At 66.6% G+C, this 18,383-nt stretch carries 15 protein-coding genes; 9 read left to right on the top strand and 6 right to left on the bottom strand.

Annotated elements, in window-relative coordinates:
• Nucleotides 1-59 precede the first annotated feature (59 nt).
• Nucleotides 60-1,544 carry an aminotransferase-like domain-containing protein gene (locus tag EYF70_RS23375; RefSeq protein ID WP_131147532.1) on the bottom strand — a complete coding sequence of 495 codons (1,485 nt, stop codon included), beginning with the start codon at nucleotides 1,542-1,544 and terminating at the stop codon, nucleotides 60-62.
• Between the two features lie 228 nt (nucleotides 1,545-1,772).
• On the opposite strand from EYF70_RS23375, the gene aptA reads away from it, so the two are divergent.
• From aptA to EYF70_RS23335, 8 genes are all read left to right on the top strand, one after another.
• The gene (gene aptA / locus EYF70_RS23370; protein WP_131149301.1) at nucleotides 1,773-3,065 is read left to right on the top strand and encodes an omega-aminotransferase AptA; all 1,293 of its coding nucleotides are present in this window, start codon (nucleotides 1,773-1,775) and stop codon (nucleotides 3,063-3,065) included.
• 241 nt (nucleotides 3,066-3,306) lie between these two features.
• A complete protein-coding gene (ald, locus tag EYF70_RS23365) occupies nucleotides 3,307-4,422 on the top strand; it encodes an alanine dehydrogenase (protein WP_131147531.1) in 1,116 nt (371 codons plus the stop codon).
• Nucleotides 4,423-4,479: 57 nt separating this feature from the next.
• Nucleotides 4,480-5,982: a CoA-acylating methylmalonate-semialdehyde dehydrogenase gene (locus EYF70_RS23360; RefSeq protein ID WP_131147530.1), complete on the top strand. Its 1,503-nt coding sequence runs from the start codon at nucleotides 4,480-4,482 to the stop codon at nucleotides 5,980-5,982.
• A 188-nt stretch (nucleotides 5,983-6,170) separates the two neighbouring features.
• The gene (locus EYF70_RS23355; protein WP_131147529.1) at nucleotides 6,171-7,538 is read left to right on the top strand and encodes an NAD(P)-dependent oxidoreductase; all 1,368 of its coding nucleotides are present in this window, start codon (nucleotides 6,171-6,173) and stop codon (nucleotides 7,536-7,538) included.
• Nucleotides 7,538-8,836 carry an NAD-dependent dihydropyrimidine dehydrogenase subunit PreA gene (preA, locus tag EYF70_RS23350; RefSeq protein ID WP_131147528.1) on the top strand — a complete coding sequence of 433 codons (1,299 nt, stop codon included), beginning with the start codon at nucleotides 7,538-7,540 and terminating at the stop codon, nucleotides 8,834-8,836. The genes EYF70_RS23355 and preA overlap by 1 nt, the downstream gene beginning before the upstream one ends.
• Before the next feature lie 153 nt (nucleotides 8,837-8,989).
• A complete protein-coding gene (locus EYF70_RS23345; RefSeq protein WP_131147527.1) occupies nucleotides 8,990-10,483 on the top strand; it encodes an NCS1 family nucleobase:cation symporter-1 in 1,494 nt (497 codons plus the stop codon).
• A complete protein-coding gene (hydA, locus tag EYF70_RS23340; RefSeq protein WP_131147526.1) occupies nucleotides 10,480-11,874 on the top strand; it encodes a dihydropyrimidinase in 1,395 nt (464 codons plus the stop codon). The genes EYF70_RS23345 and hydA overlap by 4 nt, the downstream gene beginning before the upstream one ends.
• Nucleotides 11,875-11,885: 11 nt before the next feature.
• Nucleotides 11,886-13,160 carry a Zn-dependent hydrolase gene (locus EYF70_RS23335; protein ID WP_503826278.1) on the top strand — a complete coding sequence of 425 codons (1,275 nt, stop codon included), beginning with the start codon at nucleotides 11,886-11,888 and terminating at the stop codon, nucleotides 13,158-13,160.
• Here EYF70_RS23335 and EYF70_RS23330 read toward each other — a convergent pair.
• Together EYF70_RS23330 and EYF70_RS23325 are read right to left on the bottom strand one after the other, a co-directional pair.
• A complete protein-coding gene (locus tag EYF70_RS23330) occupies nucleotides 13,157-13,801 on the bottom strand; it encodes a CatA-like O-acetyltransferase (protein ID WP_131147525.1) in 645 nt (214 codons plus the stop codon). The genes EYF70_RS23335 and EYF70_RS23330 overlap by 4 nt on opposite strands.
• A gap of 11 nt (nucleotides 13,802-13,812) precedes the next feature.
• Nucleotides 13,813-14,742 carry a LysR substrate-binding domain-containing protein gene (locus tag EYF70_RS23325; protein WP_131147524.1) on the bottom strand — a complete coding sequence of 310 codons (930 nt, stop codon included), beginning with the start codon at nucleotides 14,740-14,742 and terminating at the stop codon, nucleotides 13,813-13,815.
• An 85-nt stretch (nucleotides 14,743-14,827) separates the two neighbouring features.
• On the opposite strand from EYF70_RS23325, the gene EYF70_RS23320 reads away from it, so the two are divergent.
• Complete coding sequence (locus tag EYF70_RS23320) at nucleotides 14,828-15,553, top strand: sulfite exporter TauE/SafE family protein (protein WP_131147523.1); 726 nt, start codon at nucleotides 14,828-14,830, stop codon at nucleotides 15,551-15,553.
• A 182-nt stretch (nucleotides 15,554-15,735) separates the two neighbouring features.
• On the opposite strand, the gene EYF70_RS23315 is transcribed toward EYF70_RS23320, so the two are convergent.
• The 3 genes from EYF70_RS23315 to EYF70_RS23305 are packed head-to-tail and all read right to left on the bottom strand — an operon-like array spanning nucleotide 15,736 to nucleotide 18,382.
• The gene (locus EYF70_RS23315; RefSeq protein WP_131147522.1) at nucleotides 15,736-16,707 is read right to left on the bottom strand and encodes a L,D-transpeptidase; all 972 of its coding nucleotides are present in this window, start codon (nucleotides 16,705-16,707) and stop codon (nucleotides 15,736-15,738) included.
• Nucleotides 16,708-16,718: 11 nt separating this feature from the next.
• Nucleotides 16,719-17,186, bottom strand: coding sequence for a hypothetical protein (locus EYF70_RS23310; RefSeq protein WP_131147521.1), 468 nt, complete (start codon nucleotides 17,184-17,186; stop codon nucleotides 16,719-16,721).
• A complete protein-coding gene (locus tag EYF70_RS23305; RefSeq protein ID WP_131147520.1) occupies nucleotides 17,183-18,382 on the bottom strand; it encodes an acetate/propionate family kinase in 1,200 nt (399 codons plus the stop codon). Before EYF70_RS23305 ends, EYF70_RS23310 begins: the two co-directional genes overlap by 4 nt.
• Nucleotide 18,383: the final 1 nt, after the last annotated feature.

Raw genomic sequence — 18,383 nt, 5'->3', positions numbered from 1 at the left:
GCTATGGGCTTCGTTACGGACTTCATTATGGGCTCCGTGATGGGCTCCCTTCTTGCCGTTCATGACAGTCTCCGTGACAGTGGCGCGAATGCCGATTGCAGGAAGGCGCGCAGCACGGGGTCGTGCGCATACGCCACGTTGAAGCGGAACCAGATAGTGGTGCTGGGCCGCAGCAGGAAAAATTCGTCCGGCGACAGCAGGATGCCGGCGCGCAGCGCGGCATCGGCGATGGTGCGGGCGTTGCAGTCCGGCGCCGGCGGCACGTTCCAGCCGGCCGAGACGAACATGCCGCCGCGCGGCCGCGCCACCGGTTCCATGCCCACGTCGGCCAGCGCCTCGATGGTGCGCTCGCGGCCCGCGTCGAGCTGGGCCACCAGCCGGTCGACCATCCTGCGGTAGGCGCGGCCGGTGACCGCGTGGTACACCGCCCGTTCATTGACTTCGGACGTCGTCAGGCCCGTCAGCATCTTCACCCGCACCAGCTCCGGCATCAGCGAGCCGGATGCGCAGATCGACCCCACCCGCAGCACCGGCGACAGCGTCTTGGAAAAACTGCCGACGCGGATCACGCGCCGCAAGCCATCCATCGCCGCCAACGACGCTTCGCCCCTGCCGGCGAGGTCGCGGTAGATGTCATCTTCCACCAGCCAGAAATCGAACTGCTCGGCCAGCGCCAGCAGCCGGTGCGCCTGCGCCTGCGACAGCGAGGTGCCCAGCGGGTTTTGCAGCACGGTGTTGACGAACATGAGCTTGGGCTGCGCCTGGCGGGCCCGCGCGGCCAGCGCCTCCAGGTCCAGGCCATGTTCGCCGCGTGGAATGCCGACCGCGTTGCAGCCGTGGTGGCGGATCAGCGACAGCAGGTTGCTGTAGCCGGGGTCTTCGACGAACACGGTGTCGCCGGGCCGCGTCAGGGTGCGCAGCACCAGGTCGAACGCATGGGTGGCGCCATGGGTCAGCAGCACCTGGTCCGCCTCGGCGGGGAACAGCTCGTCGGTCAGCACGGCCGCCACGTGCTGGCGCAGGGCGGGAAAGCCCAGCGGGTGGCCATAGCCGCGCAGGCGGTTGGCGGGAATGCGCATGGCGTGGCGCACCGCGTCGAGGATGGTGTCCTCGCCATACCACTCGGGCGGCAGCCAGCCGGCGCCCACGGGCAGCGCATCGGCGACGCCGGAGTACAGATCGGAAGTGAGTGCATCGACCGTGGCCGGCCCGGCCACGATGGCCGGCGGCAGCTGCGAGGCGATCTCGTGGCGTGCCACGTAATAGCCGGAACCGCGCCGCGACGACAGCAGGCCCAGGTTGACCAGCCGGTCATAGGCTTCCACGACTGTGAAGGTACTCACGCCATTACACTTCGCGAACTGGCGCACGGAAGGCATCTTCGTGCCGATCCGCAGCTCCTTGCCCGAGATCATCGCCGTCAGCACCGCAACGATCTTGTCGACCAGGCTGCCCTTGCTGGCCCGCTCGATGACGATCGCGGGCCATGCCGCGACGGTCGCTGGTGCCGGCGCTTCCGGCGCGGGAATTCGTCTGCTTGCCATCGGTTGAACTGTAGTGTTTTTAAGACCAGTACGGTTGGAACGCCTTGCCGATTGTGTATATGTGACATAGTGACCGGCGTGTCTATTATTGCATCATCATTTTGCCAACTGGTAAATAATTTTCGGGCCTTCCGGCCCATGGGAGATCGCATGAACCGACCAGAAAATCTATCCGCGCAGCATCCCGCAACTTCCTCCCCGCAGCATCCCGCGCAGTCTCCCGATTCGATGGGCGCCTTCTGGATGCCCTTCACCAATAACCGCGACTTCAAGGCCAGCCCACGGCTGCTGGTTTCCGCCGCCGGCGTGCATTACACGGATATCGACGGGAACCAGGTGCTCGACGGTACCGCGGGCCTGTGGTGCGTGCCGTGCGGCCATGCGCAGCCGAAGATCGTGGCCGCGGTGCGCGAGATGGTGGGCAAGCTGGACTTCGCGCCGACGTTCCAGATGGGCCACCCGACCGCGTTCGAACTGGCCGAGAAGCTGATGGCCTACACGAACCACAAGTTCGGCCACGTGTTCTACACGAACTCCGGTTCGGAAGCGGTGGATACGGCGCTGAAGATGGCGCTGGCCTACCACAGGGCGCGCGGCGAGCCGGCACGCACCCGGCTGATCGGCCGCGAGCGCGGCTACCACGGCGTGGGCTTCGGCGGCATCTCGGTCGGCGGCATCGCCGGCAACCGCAAGCAGTACGGCGCGCTGCTGCCGGGCGTGGACCACCTGCCGCACACGCACAACCTGGAAAAGAACGCCTTTACGCGCGGCGAACCCGAATACGGCGCGCACCTGGCCGATGAACTGGAACGCATCGTCGCGCTGCACGACGCTTCCACCATCGCCGCCGTGATCGTCGAGCCGGTGGCCGGTTCCACCGGCGTGCTGATCCCGCCGAAGGGCTACCTGAAGCGCCTGCGCGAACTGTGCACGAAGCACGGCATCCTGCTGATCTTCGACGAGGTGATCACGGGCTTCGGCCGCATGGCGACGCCGTTCGCATCCGATTATTTCGGCGTCGAGCCAGACATGATGACCACCGCGAAGGGCCTCACCAACGGCACCGTGCCGATGGGCGCCGTGTTCACGAAGGGCTTCGTGTACGACGCGTTCATGGACTCGCCGGCCGGCATCGAACTGTTTCACGGCTATACCTATTCCGGCCATCCGCTGGCCTGCGCCGCTTCGCTGGCCACGCTGGAAGTGTTCGAGGAACAGCGCATCATCGAGCATGCGAAGGGCTTGCAGGATTACTGGGCCGACGCGGTGTACTCGCTGAAGGACCTGCCGCACGTGATCGACCTGCGCTGCATCGGCCTGATCGCCGGCATCGAACTGGCGCCGATCCCCGGCAAGCCCGGCGTGCGCGCCTATACCGCCTTCAAGAAAGCCTTCGCCGACGGCGTACTCATTCGCGTGACCGGCGACATCATCGCGCTGTCGCCGCCGCTGGTGTTCGAGAAGCAGCATATCGACGAGCTGTTCGGCAAGCTGGCGAAGATCCTGAAAGCGCTGGATTGACGCCAGCGGCCGCAAAGCCGGGGTCGGGCACTAATGCTGTTAATTTTCACCCACCCCAAGTGCAAATTCCGGGGTCAGACCCGGCGGGTCTGACCCCAGATCTTCGCTGTTGGGGTGAACTCATGCACTTTCAATGTGTCGCGTAACAGAAAAGGTGTCTGACACTGGTTCTCGACCGCCGCGGGCCAAAAGCAAACGCGTCAAGCATCACCACCCCCCAAAGCCTAAAAGGAGACATACCATGCTCGTAGGCGTACCCAAGGAAATCAAGAACCAGGAATCCCGCGTCGGCCTTACCCCGGCCAGCGTGAAGGAACTGACGCTGCGCGGCCACCCCGTGCTCGTCGAACGCAATGCCGGCGCCGCCATCGGCCTGACCGATGCGATGTACGAAGCTTCCGGTGCGACGATCGTCGCCACCGCCGGCGAGATCTTCGAGCGCGCCGAAATGATCGTCAAGGTCAAGGAACCGCAGCCGCAGGAGTGCGCGATGCTGCGCGAAGGCCAGATCCTCTACACCTACCTGCACCTCGCTCCCGACCCCGCGCAAACCCGGGCGCTGGTCGAATCGGGAGCCGTCTGCATCGCCTATGAAACCATCACCGGCCAGAACGGCGGCCTGCCGCTGCTGGCGCCGATGAGCGAGGTGGCGGGGCGCATGGCCGTGCAGGCCGGCGCCGCGCACCTGGAAAAATCGAAGGGCGGCATGGGCCTGCTGCTGGGCGGCGTGCCCGGCGTGGCGCCCGGGCACGTGGCCATCATCGGCGCCGGCGTGGTCGGCACCAATGCGCTGCAGATCGCCGTGGGCATGGGCGCACGCGTGACGGTGCTCGACAAGAGCGTCGACCGCCTGCGCCAGCTCGACCTCGTGTTCGGCAACCGCGTGCAGACGATGTACTCGAATGCCCACACCATCGAGGAAGCCGTGCTGGGCGCGGACCTCGTGATCGGCGGCGTGCTGGTGCCCGGCGCCGCCGCGCCCAAGCTCGTCACGCGCCAGATGGTGGCGAAGATGAAGCAGGGCGCGGTCGTGGTCGACGTGGCCATCGACCAGGGCGGCTGTTTTGAAACCTCGCACGCTACCACGCACGAACAACCCACCTTCGTCGTCGACGGCGTGGTGCATTACTGCGTCGCGAACATGCCCGGCGCCGTCGCCCGCACCTCCACCTTCGCCCTGAACAACGCCACCATCGGCCATGCGCTGGCACTGGCGGACAAGGGCTGGAAGAAAGCCCTGCAAGCCAACCCGCACCTGAGGAATGGCCTCAACGTCTGCCTCGGCCAGGTCACGTACGAAGCGGTGGCTCGCGACCTGGGCTACGACTACGTGCCGGCCGACACGATCCTGGCGTGACCATTGCAGTCGCAATACCGCGCTGTCCCGACATGACATAACCTGAACGAGACCAAGATGACCGACATGGATACCATCACGCATTACATCAGCGGCGCCAAAGCGGACACGCGCAGCGGCCGCTATGCCGACGTCTACAATCCCGCGCTCGGCGAACCCGTGGCCCGCGTGGCCCTTGGCAGCGCCGACGAAGTCGATGCCGCCGTGCAGGCCGCCCACGCGGCGTTCCCCGCCTGGGCCGATACGCCGCCGCTGGCGCGCGCCCGCGTGCTGGCGAAATACCTGCAACTGTGCCAGCAGCACACCGAGGAATTCGCGGCGATGCTGACGCGCGAGCACGGCAAGACCCTGGCCGATGCGCGCGGCGAAGTGGCGCGCGGCATCGAGGTCGTCGAATTCGCGCTGGGCATTCCACAACTGCTGAAAGGCGAGTTCACCGACCAGATCGCGCGCGGCATCGATGCGTGGTCGATGCGCCAGCCGCTCGGCGTCGTCACCGGCATCACGCCGTTCAACTTCCCCGTGATGGTGCCGATGTGGATGTTCCCGGTGGCGCTCGCATGCGGCAACACCTTCGTGCTCAAGCCATCGGAGCGCGATCCTTCGCCATCGCTGCTGCATGCCGAACTGCTGAAGAAGGCCGGCTTGCCGGACGGCGTGTTCAACGTCGTACAGGGCGACAAGCTGGTGGTCGATGCGCTGCTGGAGCACCCGCACGTGCAGGCCGTGAGCTTCGTCGGCTCGACGCCGATCGCCGAATACATCTACGCGAAAGGCAGCGCGAACGGCAAGCGCGTGCAGGCATTGGGCGGCGCGAAGAACCACATGGTGGTGATGCCCGACGCCGACATGGACATGGCGGTCGACGCACTGATGGGCGCCGCCTACGGTTCGGCCGGCGAACGCTGCATGGCGATTTCCGTCGTCGTGGCGATCGGCGATGCGGGCGATGCACTGGTCGGCGCACTCGAACGGCGCACGGCCGCACTGAAAGTACGCGACGGCATGGCGCACGATGCCGAGATGGGCCCGGTCGTCACGCTGGCCGCCAAGCAGCGCATCGAGCGGCTGATCGGCGAGGGCGTGGAGCAGGGCGCGAAGCTGGTCGTCGACGGCCGCAATTTCAAGGTCGCCGATCGGCCCAACGGCTTCTTCGTCGGCGGTACGCTGTTCGACCACGTCACGCCGGACATGACGATCTACAAGGAAGAAATCTTCGGCCCGGTGCTGTGCGTGATGCGGCTGCCCGACGTGGGCAGCGCCGTGGAGCTCATCAACCGCAATGAATACGGCAACGGCGTGGCCGTGTTCACGCGCGATGGCGGCGTGGCGCGCGAATTCGTGCGGCAGATCCAGGTGGGCATGGTGGGCGTGAACGTGCCGCTGCCGGTGCCGATGGCCTTCAACAGCTTCGGCGGCTGGAAGCGCAGCCTGTTCGGCGATCACCACGCCTACGGTCCGGAAGGCGTGCGCTTCTACACGCGGCACAAGGCCGTGATGCAGCGCTGGCCCAATACCGCCAGCGCTGGCGCGGAATTTGCATTCCCACAGATGAAGTAAGGAAGCGAAGCAATCGATGAAGTAAACAAGGCAAGCGCGCCGATCACGCTGACCGAAACCCCAGGCAGAGACCGGGGTCAGACCCGCCGGGTCTGACCCCAGGTTTTGCGGTTGGGGTGCAATCGAAACCCAACGGTTCGCATGAAGTGAAGTCAGGATCCAACCCAGCCAAGCCAGGAACCAGAACCATGCTCGACTCACTCAACTACATTCCGCACCCCAGCTCCACGAACAGCGAGCTGGCCACCCACTTCACCGACCTCGCCCCGCCGCTGAATGCGCGCCAGGCCGCGATCGAGGCAGCCCGCTGCCTGTACTGCTACGACGCGCCCTGCACGCGCATCTGCCCCTCCGAGATCGACGTGGCCAGCTTCATCCGCAACATCCACGACCGCAACGTCGACGGCGCCGCGCTCGGCATCCTGAAGCAGAACATCTTCGGCGGCAGCTGCGCGCGGGTCTGCCCGACCGAGATCCTGTGCGAAGACGCCTGCGTGCGCAACCACGATGCCGAAGGCCAGCCCGTGAAGATCGCGCTGCTGCAGCGCTACGCCACCGACAACATGAGCTTTACGGACCATCCGTTCCAGCGCGCGAAAGCCACCGGCCGCAAGATCGCCGTGGTCGGCGCCGGCCCGGCGGGCCTGTCGTGCGCGCACCGCCTGGCGATGCTGGGCAACGACGTGGTCGTGTTCGAGGCGCAGGACAAGGCGGGTGGCCTGAACGAATACGGCATCGCGAAGTACAAGCTCACCGACGATTTCGCGCAGCGCGAGGTGGACTTCCTGATGGGCATCGGCGGCATCGAGATCCGCCTGGGCCAGAAGCTGGGCGACAACCTGCACCTGAAAGACCTGCACGCCAACTACGACGCCGTGTTCCTCGGCCTGGGACTGGGCGCCAGCCGGCAACTGGGCCTGACGGGCGAGGACGCGCCGGGCCTGCTGGCCGCGGTCGACTACATCGCCGAGCTGCGCCAGGCCGCCGACCTGTCCGCGCTGCCGGTGCCGAAACGCGCCATCGTGATCGGCGCCGGCAACACGGCGATCGACATGGCGGTACAGATCCAGCGGCTCGGCGCGGAAGAGGTGACGCTGGTGTACCGCCGCGGCTTCGACGCCATGAGCGCCACCCACCACGAGCAGGACATCGCCAAGGCCAATCAGGTGCGCATGCGCACGTGGGCCCAGCCGCAGCAGGTGCTGCTCGATGCCGCCGGCCGCGTGCAGGGCATGCGTTTCGAGAAAACGCGCCTGGAGGGCAACCGCCTCGCTGGCACCGGCGAAACGTTCGAGATCGCCGCCGATGCCATCTTCAAGGCGATCGGCCAGACGATGGACGATGCGGCACTGGCCGATCCGCTGGCCACGCTGCTGAAACGCGACGGCGACCGCATCCACGTCGACGAACACTTCCGCACCGCGCTGCCCGGCATCTACGCCGGCGGCGATTGCGTGGCACCGGGGCAGGACCTGACGGTGCAGGCGGTCCAGCACGGCAAGCTGGCGGCCATGGCGATCCACGCCGAACTTCAATCGAAACTGGAGGCCGCATAATGAGTAACCTCGCTGACCTGTCCATCGACTTCTGCGGCATCAAGTCGCCCAACCCTTTCTGGCTGGCGTCCGCGCCGCCCACCGACAAGGCCTATAACGTCATCCGCGCCTTCGAGGCCGGCTGGGGCGGCGTGGTGTGGAAGACGCTGGGCGAGGATCCACCGGCCGTCAACGTGTCGTCGCGCTACTCGGCCATCTACGGCAAGAACCGCGAAGTCATCGGCTTCAACAACATCGAACTGATCACCGACCGCTCGCTCGACATCAACCTGCGCGAGATCACCGCCGTCAAGGAAGCGTGGCCGGACCGGGCCATCGTCGTGTCGCTGATGCTGCCCTGCGAGGAGCACTACTGGGCCGACATCCTGCCGAAAGTGGAAGCGACCGGCGCTGACGGCATCGAACTCAATTTCGGCTGCCCGCACGGCATGCCCGAGCGGGGCATGGGCGCCGCCGTTGGGCAGGTGCCGGAATATGTCGGCATGGTCACGGCGTGGTGCAAGAAGCACAGCAAGTTGCCGGTGATCGTGAAGCTGACGCCGAACATCACCGACATCCGCCAGCCGGCGCGCGCCGCGAAGAACGGCGGCGCGGACGCGGTCTCCCTGATCAATACCATCAATTCGATCACGTCGATCGACCTGGAGCGCATGGTGGCGCTGCCCACGGTGGGCTCGGCGAGCACGCACGGCGGCTACTGCGGCACGGCCGTGAAACCGATCGCGCTGAACATGGTGGCCGAGATCGCGCGCGATCCGGAAACGCGCGGCCTGCCGATTTCCGGCATCGGCGGCATCAACAACTGGCGCGACGCCGCCGAGTTCATCGCGCTGGGGGCCGGCTGCGTGCAGGTGTGCACGGCGGCGATGCTGCATGGCTTCCGGATCGTCGAGGAAATGAAGGATGGCCTGGCGCGCTGGATGGACAGCCAGGGCTACCGCACGATCGAGGAATTCCGCGGCCGGGCGGTGCCGAACACCACCGACTGGAAATACCTGGACATGAACTTCAAGACCATCGCGCACATCAGCCAGGCCGATTGCATCGGCTGCGGGCGCTGCCACGTGGCCTGCGAGGATACCTCGCACCAGGCCGTCGCCCGGCTGGTCGACGAAGCCACGGGCAAGCGCACCTATGAAGTCATCGACAGCGAATGCGTGGGCTGCAACCTGTGCGAGATCACCTGCCCGGTGCAGGGCTGCATCACCATGCAGCCGCAGCAGACCGGCAAGGCGTACATGAACTGGACGCAGGATCCGCGCAATCCGCGGGCGGAGCAGGTGCCGACGGCGGCTTGAGGCTGCGGCTTCAAAGGGCCGTTACCATAAACCCAGACCCCGAGAGCAAAACCTGGGGTCAGACCCGGCGGGTCTGACCCCTGCATTTGCCGTTGGGTGAAAAAGCTGAGGCAACCACTCAGCAAACAACGATCCAACCCAGGAGAGAGCCCAGTGAACCACGACATCAAAGCCAACCCCCACCTGTGGAACGAAGACCTCGCGCCCACCACCGCCGCCCAGCGAACGTGGCTGTGGTACCACTTCGCGGCGCTCTGGGTCGGCATGGTGATGTGCATTCCCGCCTACACCCTGTCGGCCAGCCTCGTCGAAGGCGGCATGTCGGCGTGGCAGGCGGTGCTCACCGTGTTCCTCGCCAACGCCATCGTGCTGGTGCCGATGCTGGCGATCGGCCATGCCGGCACCAAGTACGGGATTCCCTACGCGGTGCTGGCGCGCGCGTCGTTCGGCACGGATGGCGCCAAGCTGCCGGCGCTGTTGCGCGCCATCGTCGCCTGCGGCTGGTACGGTATCCAGACCTGGTTCGGCGGCAGCATGATCTATACGCTGCTGGGCGTGCTCATGGGAGCGCCGATCGGCGGCGAGAAGATCGGCTGGCTGGGCATTAACGGCGCGCAGCTGCTGTGCTTTCTGGCGTTCTGGGCGATCCAGATGTACTACATCGTCCACGGCATGGATGCGATCCGCAAGCTCGAGACCTACACCGCGCCGCTGAAGATCCTGATCTGCTTCGTGCTGCTGTGGTGGGTGTACGACAAGGCGGGCGGCTTCGGCCCGATGCTGGACAAGCCGTCGCAGTTCGCACCCGGCCAGCCGAAGGAAGGCCAGTTCTGGACCGCCTTCTGGCCATCGCTGACGGCGATGGTGGGCTTCTGGGCCACGCTGGCGCTGAACATTCCCGACTTCACCCGGTTCGCCAAGTCGCAGAAGGACCAGATCGTGGGCCAGTCCATCGGCCTGCCGGTACCGATGGGGCTCCTGGCGGCGCTGGCGGTGATCGTCACGTCGGCCACCGTCGTCCTGTACGGCAAGGCGCTGTGGGACCCGGTCGACCTGGCCGCGCGGATGACCGGCGTGGCCGTGCTGGTCGCGCTGATCGTGCTGCTGGTCGATACCGTCAGCGTGAACCTGGCCGCCAACCTGGTCGGCCCGGCATATGACTTTTCCGCACTCGCGCCGAAGCGTATTTCCTACCGCACCGGTGGCTACATCACGGCCGGCATCGCGCTGGCGATGATGCCGTGGAAGCTGCTGGAAACCACCCAGGGCTACATCTTCACGTGGCTGATCGGCTATTCGGCGCTGCTGGGCCCCATCGCCGGGGTGCTGATCGTCGACTACTACCTGGTGCGCAAGACCGAGCTGGATGTGGCGGAACTGTACCGGGAGCACGGCATCTATTCGTACGGCTCCGGCTGGAACATGGCGGCCGTCATCGCCTTCGTCCTCGGCGTGCTGCCGAACATCCCCGGCTTCCTGAACGCGGCGTTCCCCAGCGCGTTCCCGGATGTCGGCGACACCTTCAAGACCATCTATACCTATGCCTGGTTCGTGGGCATCGCGATCGCGGCTGTCGCCTATGCGGCAATGATGCAGCTGGCCGCGTTCCGTCCCGCCACCCCGGCCCTGAACGGAGACACCAAATGAGCCTGATCATCCGAGGCGGTACCGTCGTCAATGCGGACCGCGCCTTCCGTGCCGATGTGCTGTGCGACGGCGACCGGATCGTCGCCGTCGGCGACAGCCTGGAAGCGCCGGCGGGCGCGCAGGTCATCGACGCATCCGGCCAGTACGTGATGCCGGGCGGGATCGATCCGCACACGCACATGAACCTGCCCTTCATGGGTACCGTGACGGCCGACGATTTCTTTACGGGCACGGCGGCCGGCCTGGCCGGCGGCACCACGACCATCATCGATTTCGTCATCCCGAATCCGCAGCAGCCGCTGCTGGAGGCTTACCACCAGTGGCGCGGCTGGGCCGCGAAGGCGGCCGGCGACTACACCTTCCACGTGGCGATCACCTGGTGGTCCGACCGCGTGCACGAGGAAATGGGCGTGCTGGTGCGCGACCATGGCGTCAACAGCTTCAAGCACTTCATGGCCTACAAGAACGCCATCATGGCGGACGACGAGACCCTGGTGAAAAGCTTCCGCCGCTCCCTGGAGCTGGGCGCGATCCCCACCGTGCACGCGGAGAACGGCGAGCTGGTGTACCAGTTGCAGCGCGACCTGCTGGCCCGCGGCATCACCGGGCCGTCGGCACATCCGCTGTCGCGGCCACCGGCCGTGGAAGCCGAAGCGGCCAACCGCGCGATCGCGATCGCCGGCGTGCTGGAAACGCCGCTGTACATCGTGCACGTATCGTGCAAGGAATCGCTCGATGCGATCACCCGTGCCCGCGCGGCCGGCCAGCGGGTGTATGGCGAAGCGCTGGCGGGGCACCTGATCATCGACGACAGCGTCTACCAGAACCCGGACTTCGACTTCGCCGCCGGGCATGTGATGAGCCCCCCGTTCCGAAGCAAGGAGCACCAGCGCGCGCTGTGGCAGGGCCTGCGCGGCGGTAACCTGCACACCACCGCCACCGACCACTGCACGTTCTGCGCCGAGCAGAAGGCCGCCGGCCGCGACGATTTCACGAAGATCCCGAACGGCTGCGGCGGCGTCGAGGACCGCATGGCGGTGATCTGGGATGAGGGGGTAAACAGTGGCCTGCTGACGCCATCCGAATTCGTCAAGGTCACGTCCGCCAACGCGGCGCAGATCTTCAACATCTATCCACGCAAGGGTGTCGTGCAGGCCGGTGCCGACGCTGACGTCGTCGTCTGGGATCCGGCCGGCACGCGCACGATCTCGGCGAAGACGCAGTTTGCCAAGGGCGGCTTCAACGTGTTCGAGGGCCGCACCGTGAAGGGAATTCCGAGCACCACGGTCGCAGCCGGCAAGGTGGTGTTCCACCGCGGCGAGCTGATGGCCGTGGAAGGCGCAGGCCGGCACGTCGACCGCCCCGCATTCAAACCTGTTTCCGCAAGCTGAAAGGACGCCAGATGAACGACATGACTGAAGCGGTGACGCCTGGAGTATCCGTGGAGGCGCTGCGGATCGATGGCCAGCGCCTGTGGGATGCGCTGATGGAACTGGCGCAGATCGGCGCCACCGAAAAGGGTGGCGTGAAGCGCCTGGCGCTCACGGACCTGGACCGCCAGGGCCGCGACCTTGTCGTCGGCTGGGCGAAGGCCGCGGGCATGACGGTGACCGTCGACCAGATCGGCAACGTGTTCATGCGCCGCGCCGGTACCAACGATTCCTTGCCGCCGGTGATGACCGGCAGCCATATCGACACGCAGCCCACCGGCGGCAAGTTCGACGGCAACTATGGCGTGCTGGCCGGCCTGGAAGTGGTGCGCACGCTGAACGACCACGGTATCCGCACCGAAGCGCCGATCGAGGTGGCCTTCTGGACCAACGAGGAAGGCTCGCGCTTCGTACCCGTGATGATGGGTTCCGGCGTGTTCTGCGGCGCGTTCACGCTGGAACACGCATACGCGGCGAAGGATGTCGACGGCAAGACCGTCGGCGAGGAACTGGAGCGCATCGGCTACAAAGGCACCCAGGTGCCGGGCGACCATCCGATCGGCGCCTACTTCGAGACGCACATCGAGCAGGGCCCGGTGCTGGAAGATGCGGACAAGGAGATCGGCGTGGTACCGGCCGTGATGGGCCTGTCATGGTATGACTGCACCGTGTCCGGCATGGAAGCGCATGCCGGCCCGACGCCGATGCATTTGCGGCGCGACGCGATGCAGGTGGCCGCGCGCATCATTCCCGAGGTGGTGGCGATCGCCAACCGCTATCCACCCTATGGCCGCGGCACGGTCGGCATGATGCAGGTGTTCCCCAACAGCCGCAACGTGATCCCCGGCCAGGTGAAATTCTCGATCGACCTGCGCAACGTGAACGACGAACTGCTGAACACGATGCACGAGGAGATCACCGCCTTCGTCGCGAAGGTGGCCGCGGATTCCGGGCTCGACGTGAAGCTGGAACGGGTGTCGTATTACCCGCCATGCCCGTTCCACCCGGACGTGGTCGGCGCCGTGCGCAGCGCCACCGCGAAGCTGGGCTACCCGACCATGGACGTGGTCTCCGGCGCCGGGCACGACGCGATCTACGCGGCGCGCCTCGCGCCGTCCGGCATGATCTTCGTGCCGTGCAAGGACGGCATCAGCCATAACGAGATCGAGGATGCCCAGCCGGCGCACCTGGAGGCCGGCTGCAACGTGCTGCTGCACGCCATGCTGGAGCGGGCGAAGGTGGTTTAAGTAGGCTCGATGATCGCCGCCAGCTCGGCGGCGATCTGTTCTCCCAGCTGGTGCACGTGGAAGCCATCCACGAAGCCGTGGTGCGCCTGCACCGAGAACGGCAGCACCAGCTGGCCCGGTGCGCCGTCGCGGAACTTGCCCCAGGCGAGCGACGGAATGTCCGGGCAGGCAAGCGCCGCCGTCGGATGCTGGATCGACGTGAAAGCGAGCCAAGGGATGCAGGTCACGAACATCTGGTGTTTCGCCTCGCGCGGTGCGAGTGCCCGGTAGGGTTCGTTGAACTGCACCATGTTCGACGCCGCCTCGCGCGCGGCGCTGCCACGGGCGGCGAATTCCCGCAGATCGTCCGACCACTCGAACATCGCGAAATTCAGGTCGTTGTGCTGGTTGATCACGGTGAAGGAAGGGATCAGGCGGTCGATCTCGAAGACCTCGCCGTCATGGATGCGCCAGCGGAAGTTCTCGATCTTCATCGCCGCACGCAGCACGGCGCATAGCAGCACGTGGAAGGGGGGCAGGCCGTTGGCCTTGCACCAAGGACGGAAGTCGGGCAGCTCCAGCGGGAACGACAGGTTCAGGGCCGGGCTGTCCATGCTGTCGAACATCTCGAAGCGGTCGCGCCGCCGTGCAAAATTTTCCATATCGCGTCTCGTTAACCGGGAGCCGGTATTGTCGCATGGGCCGCCGGCGCATCGGCCAGCGCATCGGCCAATTCCTGCGCATAGCCCGGCAGGTCGGTGTAGCTGCGCGTGCACAGCAGCAGGCGCCGCCGTGTCCATGCATCGGCCAGCCGCACCACCTTGAGGTTGGCCGCGTCACGCGAGCGCACCACGGCCGATTCGGGCAGTACGGCGAGACCGGCGCCGCTGGCCACCATGCGGCAGATCGCATCGAAGCTGCGCACCCGCACGCGGTAGCGCAGCCGCTTGCCCAGCCTGGTCGCCTGTTCGCCGAGGTACATCTGCAGCGCGCTGTCGCCCGCCAGGCCGATGAAGTCGTGTTCTACCGTGGCCGCGAACGGCAGCGCGGCATTGCGACGCAGGCCCTTGCCGAGCGGGTGGGCCGGATGCAGCGCCAGCACCAGCCGGTCTTCGCAGAACAGCCGGGTCTCCAGCCCGCTGCTGTCGACCGAATCGGTGACGATGCCGATATCGGCCAGGCCGTCGCGCATCGCCTGCACGATATCGCTGGACAGGCGTTCCTCGAGATCGACATTGACGTGTGGATGCGCCGCCATGAAGGCGGCCAGCGCATCGGGCAGGAATTCCGTCAGCGCCGACGTATTGCACAGCAGGCGCACGTGGCCTTTCAGGCCGGTGGCGTATTCGCCCAGGTCGGCGCGCATCTTTTCCATCTGCTGCGTGATCAGCCGCGCATGGTGCAGCAGCGTGCGGCCGGCGTCGGTGGGCTCCACGCCACGGCGGCTGCGCTGCAGCAGCGGTACGCCAAGCGCATCCTCCATGCCGCGCACGCGGGCGCTGGCGGAGGCGAGGGCAAGGTGGGCCTGCGCGGCGCCGGCTGTGATGCTGCCGCTTTCCACGACGCGCAGGAACAGTTTCAGGTCGGTCAGGTCGAATCGCATGGGTTCTCCAGCCTTCGTAGAATCCGAAGGCTCGGGCAGTATATTCCACATTTCCGGCACCCCGCAGGAGCGCCATACTGCGGCCATGGAAAATCATCTTTTGTACATCTGCATGGTGTTCGTGCTGGCCGGCATGGTGAAAGGCGTCACCGGCATCGGCTTGCCGACCGTGGCGATGGCCCTGCTGGGCCTCGTGATGCCACCCCTGCAGGCGGCGGCAATCCTGGTCGTGCCTTCGCTTTTGACGAACGTATGGCAGATGCTGGAACGGCGGGGCCTTTACGCGCTATGGCTCCGCCTTCGGCTGATGCTGGTGGGCGTTTGCGCCGGCACGCTGGTCGGCGGCGCGTTCCTGGCAAAGGGCGATGGCCGGGCGGTCCTCGGCGCCGCGCTGCTGCTGTACGCGCTGCTCGGATTGTCGTCGTGGCGCTGGCAGGTGCGTGCCGGGCAGGAGCCGTGGCTGGGACCACTGGTGGGCGCGGCCACTGGCGTGCTGACGGCGGTCACCGGCGTGTTCGTGCTGCCTGCGGTGCCTTACCTGCAGGCGCTCGGGCTGGAGAAGGAAGAACTGGTGCAGGCGATGGGCCTGTCGTTCACGGTGTCGACGCTGGCGCTGGCCGTGATGCTGGCCGGGCACGGCGCCTGGCAACCCGCCGAAGCCGGCATCTCGTTCCTGGCCCAGCTGCCCGCACTCGTCGGCCTTGCGCTGGGCACCCGGCTGCGCGCACGGCTCGAGCCGCAGCTGTTCCGGCGCTGCTTCTTCATCACGCTGCTGCTGCTCGGGGGGCATCTGTCCCTGGCCAGCGGGTGAAAAACGGTGACAGTCACCATTTTTCCGGAAACATTTCCCGAAAATCGGTGACAGGCTCCATTTTTCCCGGAAGATTTCCCAAAAAACGGTGACTGTCACCATTTTTACAGAAACATTTCCCCGAGCATCCGGCCTGCCGCATTGCCAACGCGTCGCGCTGCCCCGCACGAGGTGCCGCGCGCCTACTGCCCGCTCACCACCGCGAGTTGCGTGCCCGTACCGGCTTCAGCCAGCGGGGCGCTGGTGACCAGCAAGGTCGCACCAGGCGCCAGCAGTGCGGTCACGCGGCGGTAGAAATCCGGCGGGATCCGCACCCGGTTGCGGGCCACTTCGTCCACCGGCAGGCCGTCCTCGCCTTCGTGGCCTGCCACGCCCGCGTAGATCCATTGCTGTCCATCCCCGCTGCCGCCGGCAAGCGTCAGGACGTGCGTGGCGTCATCGTCGCGCGGCAGCGTCACGGCGGAGCGGCCGATCGGCACGCCGTTGCGCAGCACGATTGCAGCCTGGTCGGCGCGTGACAAGACGACAGTCACGGGGCCAGCGGGCGATTTCTCCGGCGTCCAGAAATCGCCGGCGCCGCTCATGTCGAGCGTGGAGGGGGCCAGGACTTCGCCACCGCCCGTCGCCACCGGGTGCGCCGAATCGCCCGCGACGACGACCGTCGTGCCGAGCCGGGTAGCCGTGAACAGCTGCCTTGCAAACGCCAGCGGCAGGTGCACGCAACCGTGGCTTTCCGGATAGCCCGGCAGCCCGCCGGCATGCAGCGCCACGCCATCCCAGGTCAGGCGCTGCTGGTAAGGCATCGGTGCATTGTGGTAGGTGCTGGAGCGGTGCCTGGCATCCTTCTGCAGGATCGTGAACACGCCGGTCGGCGTCCGGTATCCCGGCTTGCCACTCGAGATCGTCGTCACGCCGATGCGTACGCCGTTACGGTACACGCTGGCCAGTTGCCTCGACAGGTCCACGTACACCAGCACCGGGCCATTCGGAGCGATGCGCGGCGCCCATACCCACTCGCCGGGCTTCAGGGTGGCCGACTGCCGCGCGAGTTCCACCGCGGACGATACAGTGCGCCCTTGTGCCGAGACCGCTCCGGTGAACAGCAGCGCCGCCATGGCCAGGCAAGTCGCGCTGGCTGGTATCGTGAGCTTCATGCGGTTTTTCGTCACTGCTGCGTTCCCACGGAAAGCGTATAGTTCGCGCGCTCATTGCGGCGCGCCGCGTTGCGCATCAGGTAGACGTTCACCGTGTATTCACCATCCTGTTCCACCTTGCCCCGATAATCGAGCCCGTTGACCGAACCGTTGAACATGGCTTCCTGTGCGCCCGGCGCCGTGATGTTGAAGTAGTTCGACCGTGAGTTCGTCTTCATGCCGACGGCCAGGGCCTGCCCCTGCCGCAGCTGCAACTTGTACTCCGCCGTGTCATAGCCACGGATCTTGCCGCGCAAGGTCTTCGTGCCCGGCGTGCTGGCATCGACCGTGTGCCGCTCGACCTTGTCGGCCGCCGCGGCGCCATGCGGCAGCCATGCCAGCGCGCCGCACACTGCCGCGCCGGCGATCAACAGCTTGGAACGTGTCATCGTGGTCCTCTCGTGGTTCCGGTCGATGGGAAGCGATGCTTCGGCATTCATGCTTCCTCCACCAGCGTAACCGTATGCCGCGCGATCATCAGTTCTTCGTTGGCCGGCACCACCCATGCCTCGACCTTGCTGGCAGCGGAGCTGATGCGGGAGATCTGGTTGGAACTGGCGGCGGCATTGGCAGCCTCGTCCAGCGTGACGCCCAGCCACGCCGCATCGCGGCAGACGGCGGCGCGGATCGCCACGCTGTTTTCGCCGATGCCGCCGGAGAAGACCAGCGCATCGAGACCGCCCAGCGCGGCGGCCAGCGAGCCGAGTTCGCGGCCGATGCGGTAGACCAGCAGGTCGATCGCCAGCCTGGCGCGCGGGTCGTCGCTGGCCTCGAGCGTGCGCATGTCCGCCGACACGCCGGAAACGCCCAGCAGCCCGGATTCCTGGTACAGCAGCCGCTGTACTGCCGGCACGTCCATGCCCAGTTCATCGATAAGGTACAGCACCACGCCGGGATCGAGCGCGCCGCAGCGGGTGCCCATCGGCAGGCCGTCCACGGCGGTGAAGCCCATCGTGCTGGCGACGCTGCGGCCGGCATGCATCGCGCACATGCTGGCGCCGTTGCCCAGGTGGGCGGCCACGACGCGCCCGCCGGCCAGGCCGGGTGCGAAGTCCGGCACGCGGCTGGCAATGTATTCGTACGACAGTCCGTGGAAGCCGTAGCGCCTTATACCGCGCTCCGTGATCGACGGCGGCAGCGCGAAGGCCTGCGCCAGGGCCGGCTGCGCCGTGTGGAATGCGGTGTCGAAGCAGCCCACCTGCGGTACCTGCGGGGCCAGTGCCATCACGGCGCGCACCGGCGCCAGGTTATGCGGCAGGTGCAGCGGCGCGAGGGGGATCAGCTGTTCCAGCTCGTCGAGCACGGCGTCATCCAGCCGCTGCGGGCCACTGTAGCGCGCGCCGCCATGCACGATGCGGTGGCCCACCGCGCGCACCTGCATGCCCTGCAGGTGTTCCGCCGCGTGATCGATCAGGAACCGCATCGCCTGTTCGTGATCGAGCGGAGCATCGTTCCAGGTGTGTTCGCCGACCGGCATGCCGGAGGCATCGAACGCCACGAAGCGAGTTTTGCCGGCGTACAGGTTCTCCACCTTGCCCTTCAGGGCCGGCGCCAGCGCCGCGCCGCGGAACAGGGAAAACTTGATGCTCGACGATCCGGCGTTGATGACCACCACGGCATCGTTCGGGCCTGGCATG

Source organism: Pseudoduganella albidiflava, assembly GCF_004322755.1.
GTDB lineage: Bacteria > Pseudomonadota > Gammaproteobacteria > Burkholderiales > Burkholderiaceae_D > Rugamonas > Rugamonas albidiflava.
Note: the sequence above shows the minus strand (reverse complement) of the source record. Positions and strands in the feature narration are given on the sequence as shown.

Bases quoted from the DNA above. Each gene is read 5' to 3' on its own strand.
- EYF70_RS23330 (WP_131147525.1), bottom strand. From the start codon at position 13,801: ATGGAAAATTTTGCACGGCGGCGCGACCGCTTCGAGATGTTCGACAGC.
- preA (WP_131147528.1), top strand. From the start codon at position 7,538: ATGAGTAACCTCGCTGACCTGTCCATCGACTTCTGCGGCATCAAGTCG.
- hydA (WP_131147526.1), top strand. From the start codon at position 10,480: ATGAGCCTGATCATCCGAGGCGGTACCGTCGTCAATGCGGACCGCGCC.
- EYF70_RS23355 (WP_131147529.1), top strand. From the start codon at position 6,171: ATGCTCGACTCACTCAACTACATTCCGCACCCCAGCTCCACGAACAGC.
- EYF70_RS23335 (WP_503826278.1), top strand. From the start codon at position 11,886: ATGAACGACATGACTGAAGCGGTGACGCCTGGAGTATCCGTGGAGGCG.
- EYF70_RS23320 (WP_131147523.1), top strand. From the start codon at position 14,828: ATGGAAAATCATCTTTTGTACATCTGCATGGTGTTCGTGCTGGCCGGC.
- EYF70_RS23315 (WP_131147522.1), bottom strand. From the start codon at position 16,707: ATGAAGCTCACGATACCAGCCAGCGCGACTTGCCTGGCCATGGCGGCG.
- EYF70_RS23325 (WP_131147524.1), bottom strand. From the start codon at position 14,742: ATGCGATTCGACCTGACCGACCTGAAACTGTTCCTGCGCGTCGTGGAA.
- EYF70_RS23310 (WP_131147521.1), bottom strand. From the start codon at position 17,186: ATGAATGCCGAAGCATCGCTTCCCATCGACCGGAACCACGAGAGGACC.
- EYF70_RS23360 (WP_131147530.1), top strand. From the start codon at position 4,480: ATGACCGACATGGATACCATCACGCATTACATCAGCGGCGCCAAAGCG.
- EYF70_RS23305 (WP_131147520.1), bottom strand. From the start codon at position 18,382: ATGCCAGGCCCGAACGATGCCGTGGTGGTCATCAACGCCGGATCGTCG.
- aptA (WP_131149301.1), top strand. From the start codon at position 1,773: ATGGGCGCCTTCTGGATGCCCTTCACCAATAACCGCGACTTCAAGGCC.
- ald (WP_131147531.1), top strand. From the start codon at position 3,307: ATGCTCGTAGGCGTACCCAAGGAAATCAAGAACCAGGAATCCCGCGTC.
- EYF70_RS23375 (WP_131147532.1), bottom strand. From the start codon at position 1,544: ATGGCAAGCAGACGAATTCCCGCGCCGGAAGCGCCGGCACCAGCGACC.